The sequence below is a fragment of the uncultured Pluralibacter sp. genome, assembly GCF_913775985.1.
GTDB lineage: Bacteria > Pseudomonadota > Gammaproteobacteria > Enterobacterales > Enterobacteriaceae > Pluralibacter.
The window spans coordinates 1-12,588 of record NZ_CAJYMB010000103.1 but is presented as its reverse complement, the minus strand read 5'-3'; the positions used below and the strand labels follow the sequence as shown (position 1 = coordinate 12,588).

Genomic DNA, 12,588 nt, shown 5'->3' with positions numbered 1-12,588 from the left:
GCCGTTGAGCGCTTCGACGCCCTGCAGGGCACCGCGTTTACCACCTATGCCGTGCAGCGCATACGCGGCGCGATGCTCGACGAACTGCGCAGCCGCGACTGGGCCCCGCGCAGCGTGCGGCGCAACGCCCGGGAAGTGGCGCAGGCGATAGGCCAGCTGGAGCAGCAGCTCGGGCGCAGCGCCAGCGAAAGCGAAGTGGCCCGGCAGCTCGGGATTAGCATCGACGAGTACCGGCAGATGCTGCTCGACACCAATAACAGCCAGCTCTTCTCCTGGGACGAGTGGCGGGACGAACACGGCGACAGCATTGAGCCGGTCACCGACGAGATGCAGCGCGATAACCCGCTCCACCTGCTGATGGAGAGCAACCTGCGCCAGCGGGTGATGGAGGCTATTGAAGCTTTGCCCGAGCGCGAGCAGCTGGTGTTGACCCTTTACTATCAGGAAGAGCTGAATCTTAAAGAGATAGGCGCCGTGCTGGAGGTAGGGGAGTCGCGGGTAAGCCAGCTGCACAGTCAGGCCATCAAGCGGCTGCGCGGCCGGCTGGCGCGCAGCCGCGGGGAAGGCTAGCGACCCGCATGCGGCCGTGCTGTTCCGGGGCTGCGGCGAATGATTCAGGCTACAGATAACGGAGTAACGCGTTGCAGCAGACCAAAAAACGGCCCCTCAGCCGCTACCTGAAAGACTTCAAGCACGGCCAAAGCCGCTGCGCCCACTGCGAAAAAATCCTCGACCGCATGACGCTGGTGCGCGACGGCGACATCGTCAATAAAATCGCTATTTCCCGCCTTGATACCCCTATCGACGATGAACAGTGGCAGCAGGAGCGCGGCCGCTGGATGGCACTGTGCCGCTTCTGCGGCGATCTGCACTGCCGCGCCCGCAGCGGGCCGTTCGATATCATCGGCTTTAAGCAGTATCTGTTCGAGCATACCGAGATGAGTCCGGGAACTGTCCGCGAGTACGTGGTGCGCCTGCGCCGTCTCGGCGAGCGCCTGGCAAACGACAGCATCCAGCCGACGCTCTGTGCCGATGAGCCCGATCTGGGTCTGGCGCCGTGGCTGCCCGCGACTGGCGCCAATAACTACCGCATTGCGCTGCGCAAATACGCGCAGTATCTTTGCTCCCCGAGCCGCGCAGCAGGAAGCGGTATATACTAAAAAAGAATATCCTGTAACGTAACGGACTAAGCGTAATAGAACAGGTACACGTAAACTGCAGAAAAAGTTGACTTTATTGGGGGCAAAATGAAATTAGCACTTCTGGGTCGTCAGGCGCTGATGGGAATGATGGCGGTAGCGGTTGTCGCCGGCGCCAGCGTACCAACCTTCGCGGCGGAAAACCTGCTGAATCAAATTAAAGAGCGCGGCACCCTGCGCGTCGGGCTGGAAGGCACCTATCCGCCGTTCAGCTATCAGGGCGATGACGGCAAGCTCACCGGTTTTGAAGTGGAGTTCGCGCAGGATCTGGCGAAACACCTTGGGGTAAAAGCGGATCTCAAGCCCACCAAATGGGACGGAATGCTGGCCTCGCTGGACGCCAAACGCGTTGATGTTGTCATTAATCAGGTGACCATCTCCGACGAGCGCAAGAAAAAGTATGATTTCTCCACCCCGTACACCGTCTCCGGCGTGCAGGCGCTGGTGAAAAAGGGTAACGAAGACAGCGTTAAAACCGCCGCCGATCTGAAAGGCAAGAAAGTGGGCGTGGGCCTCGGCACCAACTACGAAGAGTGGCTGCGCAAGAACGTGCAGGGCGTTGACGTGCGCACTTACGACGACGATCCCACCAAGTATCAGGATCTGCGCGTCGGCCGCATCAACGTGATTCTGGTTGACCGCCTGGCGGCGCTGGATCTGGTGAAGAAAACCAACAACACGCTGGCGGTTGCCGGCCAGCCGTTCTCTCGTCTGGAGTCCGGCGTTGCGCTGCGCAAGGGTAACGAAGACCTGCTTAAGGCCGTTGACGATGCCATTGCCGGGATGCAGAAAGACGGCAGCCTGAAGGCGCTGTCTGAAAAATGGTTTGGCGCTGACGTGACCCAATAAGCCTCCGACGCACCGTGCGTGCGTGAACAGTCAGGGTGCCCATTGCGGCACCTTTTTTATTTCCCCGCGCCCGGGTGCATAATAAGAAAAAAATCAGGAGGTGCCATGTCACTGCTCAATCTGTCCCGTTTTCCCCGCCTCGAGCTTCTCGGCGCCCCGACGCCGCTGGAGTATCTGCCGCGCCTGTCCGATCATCTGGGCCGCGACATCTTTATCAAGCGCGATGACGTCACGCCCATTGCGATGGGCGGCAACAAGCTGCGCAAGCTGGAATTTTTGGCCGCCGACGCCCTGCGCGAAGGTGCAGACACGCTGGTGACAGCCGGCGCTATCCAGTCTAACCACGTCCGCCAGACTGCGGCGGTGGCGGCCAAACTGGGTCTGCACTGCGTGGCGCTGCTGGAAAATCCCATCGGCACGAAAGCCGAAAACTACCTGACCAACGGCAACCGCCTGCTGCTGGATCTGTTTAACGCGCAGGTTGAGATGTGCGACGCCCTTGACGATCCCGCCCGCCAGCTCGCCGAACTGGCTACCCGGGTTGAAGCCCAGGGCTTTCGCCCGTACGTCATTCCGGTCGGCGGCTCGAACGTGCTCGGCGCGCTGGGCTACGTCGAGTGCGCGCAGGAAATTGCGCAGCAGTGCGAGGGTGCGGTAAGCCTCTCCTCGGTGGTGGTGGCATCCGGCAGCGCCGGTACCCACGCCGGGCTGGCGGTTGGGCTGGAGCAGCTGATGCCGGAAGTGGAGCTGATTGGCGTCACCGTTTCCCGCGGCTCGGCGGATCAGAAGCCCAAAGTGGTCAATATTCAGCAGGGACTGGCGGAGAGCCTCGGCGTCAGCGCCCGGGCCGACATTCAGCTTTGGGACGACTATTTTGCGCCGGGCTACGGCACGCCCAACGAGGCCGGTATGGAAGCCGTGAAGCTGCTGGCGCGTCTGGAGGGGATTTTGCTCGATCCGGTCTATACCGGCAAGGCAATGGCCGGGCTTATCGACGGCATTAGCCAGCAGCGCTTCAAAGATGAAGGGCCGATACTGTTTGTCCATACCGGCGGTGCTCCGGCGCTGTTCGCCTACCATCCTCACGTCTGATAAGAATTTAATCCATGCAAGAGAGTATTCAACTGGTTATCGATTCGCTGCCCTTTTTGCTGAAAGGGGCGGTATTCACGCTGCAGCTCAGTATCGGCGGGATGTTTTTCGGCCTGCTGGTGGGGTTCGTGCTGGCGCTGATGCGTATTTCGCCGCTGGCGCCGCTGCGCTGGCTGGCGCGGCTGTACATCTCCATTTTTCGCGGCACGCCGCTGATCGCGCAGCTGTTTATGATCTATTACGGCCTGCCGCAGTTCGGCATTGAGCTGGATCCCATCCCGGCAGCGATGATTGGCCTGTCGCTGAACACTGCGGCCTACGCGGCGGAGACCCTGCGGGCAGCCATTTCTTCCATCGACAAAGGGCAGTGGGAAGCTGCCGCCAGCATCGGCATGACGCCATGGCAAACCCTGCGCCGGGCCATTTTGCCCCAGGCGGCGCGGGTGGCGCTGCCCCCGCTGTCCAACAGCTTTATCAGCCTGGTCAAAGATACCTCGCTGGCGGCCACCATTCAGGTGCCGGAGCTGTTCCGCCAGGCGCAGCTTATTACCTCCCGCACGCTGGAGGTGTTTACCATGTACCTCGCCGCCTCACTGATCTACTGGATCATGGCCACGGCGCTGTCTGCCCTGCAAAACTATCTGGAAAACCGACTTAATCGTCAGGAGCGCGATCCGAAATGAGTGCTATTGAAGTCACTGGGCTGGTGAAAAAATTCCACGGTCAGACGGTGCTGCACGGCATCGACCTGCAGGTGAAAGAGGGCGAAGTGGTGGCGATTGTTGGCCCGAGCGGCTCCGGCAAAACCACGTTACTGCGATCCATTAATCTGCTGGAGGAGCCAGACAGCGGCACGATCCGCGTTGGTGATATCACCATTGATGCTGCCCGACCGCTCAGCAAGCAGAAGACGTTAATCCGCCGGCTGCGCCAGCACGTCGGCTTCGTATTTCAGAGCTTCAACCTGTTTCCGCACCGCACGGTGCTGGAGAACGTGATTGAAGGGCCGGTGATTGTCAAAGGCGAAAGCAAGGCCGACGCGCAGCAGCGTGCCCGGGAGCTGCTGGCGAAAGTGGGCCTGTCCGGCAAAGAGGACAGCTATCCCCGCCGTCTTTCCGGCGGGCAGCAGCAGCGGGTTGCTATCGCCCGGGCGCTGGCGATGCGTCCTAACGTGATCCTGTTTGATGAACCCACGTCCGCGCTGGATCCGGAGCTGGTAGGTGAGGTGCTCAGCACCATCCGCCAGCTGGCCGAAGAGAAGCGGACGATGGTTATCGTCACTCACGAGATGAGTTTTGCCCGCGACGTGGCGGACAGGGCCATCTTTATGGATCAGGGGCGCATTGTGGAGCAGGGCGAGGCGAAGGCGCTTTTTGCCGATCCCCGGCAGCCGCGCACCCGGCAGTTTCTGGAAAAATTCTTAACCCGCTAAACCCTTGCGCGGCGGCCGTGGGCTGCCGCGTCGACGGCAAGCAAAAGTAATGTCTTATATGTATTAGTACTACTAATGTGTTAGTGTAAATGTATTGGCAGTCTAAATAGTAAAGGCCCCTCACTGGCATGTGGAGTAATGCATTTTTAAGCTGGCGGCGCGAGCTGCTGCAACAGTTTTTGCACGTGACCTCAAGCGAACAGATCCACGCCCTGCTCAGGCAGCAGGCCGAAGCGATAGAGCATGACTGGTACTCGCTGTGCATCCGTCAGCCCGTTCCTTTTACCCGTCCGAAATTCAGTTTGCAGGCGAATTATCCACAAGCGTGGGTTAACTGTTATCGCAACGAAAACTTTTTCGCTATCGATCCGGTGCTGAAAGCGGAGAATTTCTGCCAGCGCGGCGTGGTGTGGAGCGATGCGCTGTTCGAGGCATCGCCGACGCTGTGGGACGGTGCCAGAGACTTTGGCCTGCGGGCGGGATTTACTCACCGCCACGTTTTACCCAACCGGGCGGTAGGCTATTTGTCGTTCTCCCGCAGCGGCGAGTGCGCGAGCCACAGCGACGAGGAGCTGCACCTGCGCAGCCTGACGCTGGCGGAGCTTAGCCTGACCTCGCTGCTGAACCTGAAAGATCCGCAGGTTGTCCCGCCGGAAATCAAGTTCAGCAACCGCGAGCTGGAGATTGTGAAGTGGACAGCGGACGGCAAAACGTCGGCGGAAATCGCGATGATCCTCGCTATCTCCGAGAATACGGTGAACTTTCACCAGAAGAATATGCAGAAGAAATGCAACGCGTCGAATAAAACGCAGGTGGCCTGCTATGCGGCGGCGCTGGGGATAATCTGAGGGAGTCCGGTCGCAGGTTGCGACCGGGTGCCTGCTAGCTGCGGTAAGCCTGCTTGATCTGCTTTACCGTGGCAGAGAAGGCGGCCGCCTGGGCTTGGTCTTCCATCTGGGCGATGCGTTTTTCCATTTTGATAATCACGCGCCCGGCATCGGCCTGACCCATAGCCTGAAGCATCAGCGCCATCAGGGTTTTGATACAGTCAAGTTCCTGTGCCAGGTTTTGATTATTTTCAGTGGCGGATAAATCAGGAGTGCTCATCTATTTCCTCGTTAGGTCTTTGCGCGCGGGCGCGGTTGGCATTGATTAAGGGCGCGCAGTATATCACAAAGCGGTGATAAAAAAGCAGGCGCAGATTTTGGGTCCGGTATGCTATTGGGGCGATTACGCACTAATTGTATTAACGTTATATTTACTTATTTGCTACAATATTAGCGTATTTGCTGATTGCCTTTATCTGAATAATTAATCATTTAGCATTGGTGCTTATTTATGTTTATTGATGAAATATCTAAGCCTGTGTATTAGCCGCAGGTTGCTGCGTCTCACACTTCTGTAATGTTTCTTTATAACAGTTACTTAATTTCCTGAAAACGCCGCGAAACTTTGAACGGTAAGAATTTTTTGTCTTTCAAAACTACGTAAAATAACGTTAGTATGGTACTAATTAAGAGGCAGTTAGCGTTATCCCTATTCTGGAGAATATTCCTTTGATCAACGTACTTCTTGTTGATGACCACGAACTGGTGCGCGCAGGGATACGACGCATTCTTGAAGACATTAAGGGTATAAAAGTTGTCGGCGAAGCAGGCTGCGGTGAAGACGCAGTCAAGTGGTGCCGTGTTAACCCGGTAGATGTGGTGTTAATGGATATGAGCATGCCCGGCATCGGTGGTCTTGAAGCCACGCGTAAGATTGCGCGCTCCGCGGCCGGCATCAAAGTCATTATGCTCACCGTGCACACGGAAAATCCCCTTCCTGCGAAAGTCATGCAGGCTGGTGCCGCCGGTTATCTCAGTAAAGGTGCGGCGCCGCAGGAAGTGGTCAACGCCATCCGCTCCGTGTTTTCAGGCCAGCGCTATATCGCATCTGATATTGCGCAGCAGATGGCGCTCAGCCAAATCGAACCGGAAAAAACTGAATCCCCGTTTGCCAGTTTGTCGGAACGTGAATTGCAGATTATGCTGATGATTACCAAAGGTCAAAAGGTGAATGAGATTTCAGAACAGCTGAATCTCAGTCCCAAAACGGTGAACAGCTATCGCTACCGGATGTTCAGCAAACTGAACATTCACGGTGACGTCGAGCTGACCCACATGGCAATCCGCCACGGCCTGTGTAATGCGGAGTCTTTAGCAAATCAGTGAATGATGTCTTTGATTCAACAGCCTTTCTCAAGACAGTAACCAGCAAGCCCGGCGTCTACAGAATGTACGATGCCGGCGGCACGGTTATTTATGTCGGTAAAGCAAAAGATCTGAAAAAGCGCCTCTCAAGCTACTTTCGCAGCCATTTAGCATCGCGAAAGACCGAGGCGCTGGTGGCGCAAATCGCCCAGATTGATGTCACGGTCACGCACACCGAAACCGAGGCGCTGCTGCTTGAGCATAATTACATTAAGCTCTACCAGCCGCGCTACAACGTTTTGCTGCGCGATGACAAATCCTATCCCTACATTTTTCTCAGCGCCGACGCCCATCCGCGCCTGGCGATGCACCGTGGGGCAAAGCATGCGAAAGGGGAGTACTTCGGCCCTTTTCCAAATGGCTACGCGGTGCGCGAAACCCTCGCGCTGCTGCAAAAAATATTTCCCATTCGCCAGTGCGAAAACAGCGTTTACCGCAACCGCTCCCGTCCTTGCCTGCAGTATCAGATTGGCCGCTGTCTGGGCCCCTGCGTTAGCGGGCTGGTGAGTGAAGAGGAGTATGCCCAGCAGGTGGAGTACGTGCGCCTGTTTCTGTCCGGTAAAGACGATCAGGTGCTTAATATGCTGGTGGATCGGATGGAGAAAGCCAGCCAGTCTCTCGCCTTTGAAGAGGCCGGGCGCATTCGCGATCAGATCCAGGCGGTGCGGCGCGTCACCGAGCGGCAGTTTGTCTCCAATGAAGGGGACGATCTGGACGTTATTGGCGTGGCGTTTGATAACGGCATGGCCTGCGTGCACGTGCTGTTTATCCGCCAGGGCAAAGTGCTCGGCAGCCGCAGCTACTTTCCAAAAGTGCCGGGCGGCACTGACGTCGGCGAAGTGGTCGAAACCTTCGTTGGCCAGTTCTATCTGCAGGGCAGCCAGGCGCGCACGCTGCCCTGCGAGATCCTGCTCGATTTTAATTTCGGTGATAAAACGCTGCTGGCGGACTCTCTTTCCGAGATTGCCGGGCGCCGCATCCACATTCAGACCCGGCCGCGCGGCGATCGCGCTCGCTATCTCAAGCTCGCGCGCACCAATGCGGCAACCGCGCTGGTCACTAAGCTCTCCCAGCAGTCAACCATTACCCAGCGGCTCAAGGCGCTGGCTACCGAGCTCAGGCTGCCCGAGATTAAGCGCATGGAGTGCTTCGACATCAGCCATACGATGGGCGAACAGACCGTTGCATCCTGCGTGGTGTTTGACAGCAACGGCCCGCTGCGCGCCGAGTATCGCCGCTATAACATCACCGGCATTACTCCCGGGGATGACTATGCGGCGATGAATCAGGTGCTGCGCCGCCGCTACGGGAAAGCCATTGAAGAGAGCAAAATCCCGGATGTTATTCTGATTGACGGCGGTAAAGGGCAGCTGGGGCAGGCGAAGCAGGTTTTTGAAGAGCTGGACGTCAGCTGGGACAAGCACCATCCGCTGCTGCTCGGCGTGGCGAAAGGCACCGACCGCAAGGCCGGGCTGGAGACGCTATTTTTCGAACCGGAAGGAGAGGGCTTTAGCCTGCCCTCGGATTCGCCGGCGCTCCACGTGATTCAGCACATCCGCGATGATTCCCACAACCACGCCATTGGCGGGCACCGCAAGAAGCGCGCCAAGGTCAAGAATACCAGCTCGCTGGAAACCATCGAGGGCGTGGGGCCGAAACGGCGGCAGATGCTGCTTAAGTACATGGGCGGATTGCAGGGTCTCCAGAATGCCAGCGTGGATGAGATAGCCAAAGTTCCGGGCATCTCACACGGTCTGGCAGAAAAGATCTTCTACTCGTTGAAACATTGAGGGCTCTGTAGCAACATAGAGCTAATTTCCCTGACAACAGATAGTTACCGTCGCCATGCAATTTAATATCCCGACATTGCTCACATTGTTTCGCGTCATCCTGATCCCGTTTTTTGTGCTGGCGTTCTATCTTCCGTTTACCTGGGCGCCGTTTCTCTGCGCGCTGATCTTTTTTATCGCCGCCGTTACCGACTGGTTTGATGGTTTTTTGGCCCGCCGCTGGAATCAGAGCACGCGTTTTGGCGCATTTCTCGACCCGGTGGCGGATAAGGTGATGGTTGCCATTGCGATGGTGCTGGTGGTCGAGCATTATCACTCCTGGTGGATAACCCTGCCGGCGGCGACGATGATTGCCCGCGAGATTATCATCTCCGCCCTGCGCGAGTGGATGGCGGAGCTCGGCAAGCGCAGCAACGTGGCAGTTTCGTGGATTGGTAAAGTGAAAACCACCGCGCAAATGGCGGCGCTGGTGTGGATGCTCTGGCGCCCGAACGAGTGGGTTGAGTGGGCGGGTATCGCGCTGTTTATCGTTGCCGCAGTGCTCACGCTGTGGTCTATGCTGCAGTATTTAAACGCCGCCCGCGGCGATTTGCTTGAACAGTGATCGTTTCGCCGTAAAATTCAGCAAACGATTCAGTGAGATGAAAAATATCGTTGACTCAAACCGTCAGGCAAGTAGAATGCATCGCATCGAACGGCAGCACAGCTTGTCAGACGGTAACAAAATCAAATGATTAACTAAATCATCTGATAAGCGGGAATAGCTCAGTTGGTAGAGCACGACCTTGCCAAGGTCGGGGTCGCGAGTTCGAGTCTCGTTTCCCGCTCCAGTTTATATGCATCGGCAGTAGCGGATGCAGCAGAATTAAGGCGCGTTAACAAAGCGGTTATGTAGCGGATTGCAAATCCGTTTAGTCCGGTTCGACTCCGGAACGCGCCTCCACTTTATCCCCGAGCCCGGGTGGTGGAATCGGTAGACACAAGGGATTTAAAATCCCTCGGCGTTCGCGCTGTGCGGGTTCAAGTCCCGCTCCGGGTACCAGTGGGAAACATCAGAATAATCAAAGCAATAAGCAGTGTCGTGAAACCACCTTCGGGTGGTTTTTTTGTTTTTGTCCAAAGATAGTCTTAATACGATATAATTTTTCAATTATTTATCCCCCCTGAGATACACAATTTCGAAATTTCTCCGGCGCCTGATTTTAACCCGCATACTCTTCCCGACATCTTTACCTGTGAATTTTGATCAAGGTACGGCTCGCGCTTACTCAGACATTATTTAATCAATCACAGCGTAACGGGATATGCATGAATTACTCTGGGTTTAGTACAGAATTCTCCCTGCGCAACGTCGGCCCATAAAAAAACCACGCCGCAGCGTGGTTTCATCATCATCGCACAATCGCTTATTTCTTGGCGTCTTTATACACTTCAGCAAACGCTTCGAAGTTCGGGCCAATCTGCTTAGCCGCTACGATGCGGTAGTACTCGCCGCCTTTCTTATCGGCCAGCTCGGACAGCTTCTCGTGCAGATCGCTTGGAGAGGAGATAGCGCCGCCGGACTGGGCAACGTTAACGGAGCCAATTTTAACCAGTTTGTAGTGATCGACTTCTTGCTGAGAGACTAACTGCGCGGCAAAAGCGCTAAAAGAGAAAGTGGAGATCAGCAGCGAAGCGGCCAGAGTCATTTTTTTCATATTGCTTATCCTTGTTAAGTTCTCATTTGTTAATGTTGTCATTGCAATCAATGCGCTTACACATTGTAGAATAATGTAAAGAAAAGCAAATTCAAAATTGTGCTTTTTACATCTGCGCGTTAGCGCGCGAATTGATGCAATCGCGACTGTATACGGACGCGCTTTTCCGCTATCCTCCCCGCCAGAATTAGCCCTGTATTAATTGTTGAGAGCACGCTATGAAAACCGGACCGCTTAACGAAAGCGAACTTGAATGGCTGGACGACGTCCTCGCCCGCTACGGCAACGATGCCTCCATTATGGACGTGTCTGAACTTGACGGGATGCTGACGGCGATCCTGTCGTCCCCGACGGACATCGAGCCCGCCGACTGGCTGGTGGCGCTGTGGGGCGGTACACAGCACGTGCCGCGCTGGGCCAATGACCGGGAGCGCGACCGCTTTGTTAATCTGGTTCTGCAGCATATGGACGACATCGCCGAGCGCCTCGGGGAGTATCCCGAACAGTACGAGCCGCTGTTCGGTACCCGCGACGAGGAAGGGCAGGAGATCACCATTGTTGAGGAGTGGTGCTTCGGCTACCTGCGCGGCGCGGCGATGGCGGACTGGTCATCGCTGCCGCAGTCGCTGCAGCCCGCCCTGGACGCTATCGCCCTGCACGGTAAAGAGGAGAACTTCAGCCGCCTGGAGAGCCTCTCTGCCGACGAGTATGTCGCCAGCGTAGACGCCATTAAACCGGCGGCGCTGGCGCTGTGCCAGTACTGGATGGAAAACCCGCAGCTCGCGCCGGTAAAGCAGCCGATTAAGAATGAAAATAAAGTGGGGCGTAACGATCCGTGCCCCTGCGGCAGCGGAAAAAAACATAAAAGCTGCTGTCTGAAATAAGTCAAAAGGAAGGCCGCCCGGCCTTCCTTCTTTTATCTATCCCACTTCCGGCAGCCAGCCGCAGGCAATCGCCGCCTGTATCAAAATAATGCCAATCCCGCAGCTAAACACCAGCCACAGCGCCGGCGTTCCGCCCGCCACGCGCCATTGCGCGTCGGGATGCTGCTGTCGGCTCTTCATCACCAGCAGAGAAGGCACGATCAGCGCCAGCACTGCCAGCGCCACGCCGGCGTAGCTCAGAGCCATCACGAAGCCGCGGGGGTAGAACAGGGCGAACGCCAGCGGCGGCAGAAAGGTGATGGCGCCGGTCTGGAGACGGCCTGCCGGGCTGTTGCGGCGGCCGAAAAGATCCGCCAGATAATCAAAAAGGCCCAGCGCCACCCCGAGGAACGAGGTTGCCAGCGCAAAGTCGGCAAACAGATGCACCGCCAGCTCCACGTGCCCGGAGGCCACCACGGTACGGATCGCCTGCAGCAGGCCGTTCAGGCCGCTGTGGTCCGCCAGCAGGGCGTGAAACACCGGAGAGTCAATGCTGCCCAGCGTCGCCATCTGCCAGAAAAGATAGGCCACCAACGGGATAAAGCTGCCAATGATGAAGATGCGCTTCAGTTTGCGCATATCCCCGTTCATATAGTTGACGATGCTCGGCACGCTGCCGTGAAAGCCGAACGAAGTGAAGATCACCGGAATGGCCGACAGCGCCAGCCCCTGGGACAGCGGCAGAGTCAGTAAATTAATCTGATGGATATGGGGAATAAGCAGCGCCAGCATCACCACCAGAAAAATAATCTTGGCGCTGAACAGGAAGCGGTTAAACAGATCCACCAGAAAAGTGCCGATGCAGATAATGCAGCCGCCGGTAAGGGTAAACAGCAGCACGCCGCCCGCGGCGGGCAGCGTGAGATGAAACCACTGGTTGAGGCTGGCGGCCAGCAGCTCGCCCGCGCCGCTAATATAGGCCGCCGTCAGGGCATACATCAAAAACAGCATACTTGCGCCTGTCAGCCACTGCCCGGCGCGGCCCAGATAACGGCGGGCCAGGGAGCCGAGTCCGGTATCGGCGGGCACGTGTTGATAGACTTCCAGCAGCAGCAGGGCGGTATAGCACATCAGCGCCCACAGCCCGAAAAGCAGGCCGGTAGTGACGCCAAATCCAACGCCCGCTGACGCCAGCGGCATCGCCAGCATTCCTGCGCCAATTGTGGTTCCGGCGACAATTAAAATACTTCCTACGGTGCGATTCTTCACACTTTCCTCTGTCCAGCATGATAGCAACGGCAAAATATGCCGCGCAGAGTAGGGCAAAAGCGAAAGTTCGTCAAATCTCAGTTACGCAAGGTGTAACGAATTGATTACGGTTAAATGAAGGAATTAGGCGGGGTGAAAAAGGGAG

The 12,588-nt window shown here is 56.8% G+C and carries 14 protein-coding genes and 3 tRNA genes; 14 read left to right on the top strand and 3 right to left on the bottom strand.

The features are described 5' to 3' along the window. From QZ766_RS12835 to sdiA, 7 genes are all read left to right on the top strand, one after another. Positions 1-570 (top strand): RNA polymerase sigma factor FliA (locus QZ766_RS12835; RefSeq protein ID WP_297202555.1); only part of this gene is annotated, 570 nt, incomplete at its 5' end. Positions 571-641: 71 nt separating this feature from the next. Further along, entirely contained in the window at positions 642-1,160 is a 519-nt protein-coding gene (gene fliZ / locus QZ766_RS12830; RefSeq protein ID WP_297202553.1) for a flagella biosynthesis regulatory protein FliZ, read from the top strand. Positions 1,161-1,247: 87 nt separating this feature from the next. Beyond that, a complete protein-coding gene (gene tcyJ, locus QZ766_RS12825; RefSeq protein ID WP_297202550.1) occupies positions 1,248-2,048 on the top strand; it encodes a cystine ABC transporter substrate-binding protein in 801 nt (266 codons plus the stop codon). Between the two features lie 105 nt (positions 2,049-2,153). Beyond that, positions 2,154-3,140, top strand: coding sequence for a D-cysteine desulfhydrase (gene dcyD, locus QZ766_RS12820; RefSeq protein ID WP_297202548.1), 987 nt, complete (start codon positions 2,154-2,156; stop codon positions 3,138-3,140). Between the two features lie 14 nt (positions 3,141-3,154). Further along, positions 3,155-3,823 carry a cystine ABC transporter permease gene (gene tcyL, locus QZ766_RS12815; RefSeq protein ID WP_297202546.1) on the top strand — a complete coding sequence of 223 codons (669 nt, stop codon included), beginning with the start codon at positions 3,155-3,157 and terminating at the stop codon, positions 3,821-3,823. Then, positions 3,820-4,572 carry an L-cystine ABC transporter ATP-binding protein TcyN gene (gene tcyN, locus QZ766_RS12810; RefSeq protein ID WP_297202544.1) on the top strand — a complete coding sequence of 251 codons (753 nt, stop codon included), beginning with the start codon at positions 3,820-3,822 and terminating at the stop codon, positions 4,570-4,572. The genes tcyL and tcyN overlap by 4 nt, the downstream gene beginning before the upstream one ends. Positions 4,573-4,700: 128 nt before the next feature. After that, positions 4,701-5,420, top strand: a complete 720-nt coding sequence (sdiA, locus tag QZ766_RS12805; protein ID WP_297202542.1) for a transcriptional regulator SdiA — start codon at positions 4,701-4,703, stop codon at positions 5,418-5,420. Between the two features lie 34 nt (positions 5,421-5,454). On the opposite strand, the gene QZ766_RS12800 is transcribed toward sdiA, so the two are convergent. Continuing rightward, a complete protein-coding gene (locus QZ766_RS12800) occupies positions 5,455-5,679 on the bottom strand; it encodes a DUF2594 family protein (protein WP_297202540.1) in 225 nt (74 codons plus the stop codon). A gap of 449 nt (positions 5,680-6,128) precedes the next feature. Here QZ766_RS12800 and uvrY point away from each other — a divergent pair, with 449 nt between their 5' ends. From uvrY to QZ766_RS12770, 6 genes are all read left to right on the top strand, one after another. Continuing rightward, complete coding sequence (gene uvrY, locus QZ766_RS12795; protein ID WP_297202537.1) at positions 6,129-6,785, top strand: UvrY/SirA/GacA family response regulator transcription factor; 657 nt, start codon at positions 6,129-6,131, stop codon at positions 6,783-6,785. Then, positions 6,782-8,614, top strand: a complete 1,833-nt coding sequence (gene uvrC, locus QZ766_RS12790; RefSeq protein WP_297202535.1) for an excinuclease ABC subunit UvrC — start codon at positions 6,782-6,784, stop codon at positions 8,612-8,614. The genes uvrY and uvrC overlap by 4 nt, the downstream gene beginning before the upstream one ends. Positions 8,615-8,669: 55 nt before the next feature. After that, the gene (gene pgsA / locus QZ766_RS12785; protein WP_297202533.1) at positions 8,670-9,218 is read left to right on the top strand and encodes a CDP-diacylglycerol--glycerol-3-phosphate 3-phosphatidyltransferase; all 549 of its coding nucleotides are present in this window, start codon (positions 8,670-8,672) and stop codon (positions 9,216-9,218) included. Positions 9,219-9,368: 150 nt separating this feature from the next. After that, positions 9,369-9,444, top strand: a tRNA-Gly gene (locus tag QZ766_RS12780). A gap of 39 nt (positions 9,445-9,483) precedes the next feature. Further along, positions 9,484-9,557: transfer RNA gene (locus QZ766_RS12775), tRNA-Cys, on the top strand. A 12-nt stretch (positions 9,558-9,569) separates the two neighbouring features. Further along, positions 9,570-9,656: transfer RNA gene (locus tag QZ766_RS12770), tRNA-Leu, on the top strand. A 364-nt stretch (positions 9,657-10,020) separates the two neighbouring features. Here the strand turns inward: QZ766_RS12770 and QZ766_RS12765 are convergent. Continuing rightward, entirely contained in the window at positions 10,021-10,311 is a 291-nt protein-coding gene (locus QZ766_RS12765; protein WP_297202531.1) for a DUF1471 domain-containing protein, read from the bottom strand. 218 nt (positions 10,312-10,529) lie between these two features. Between QZ766_RS12765 and QZ766_RS12760 the strand changes: the two genes are divergently transcribed. After that, positions 10,530-11,195, top strand: a complete 666-nt coding sequence (locus tag QZ766_RS12760; RefSeq protein ID WP_297202529.1) for a YecA family protein — start codon at positions 10,530-10,532, stop codon at positions 11,193-11,195. A 36-nt stretch (positions 11,196-11,231) separates the two neighbouring features. Here QZ766_RS12760 and tyrP read toward each other — a convergent pair whose 3' ends face one another. Further along, the gene (gene tyrP / locus QZ766_RS12755; protein WP_297202526.1) at positions 11,232-12,443 is read right to left on the bottom strand and encodes a tyrosine transporter TyrP; all 1,212 of its coding nucleotides are present in this window, start codon (positions 12,441-12,443) and stop codon (positions 11,232-11,234) included. Positions 12,444-12,588 lie beyond the last annotated feature (145 nt).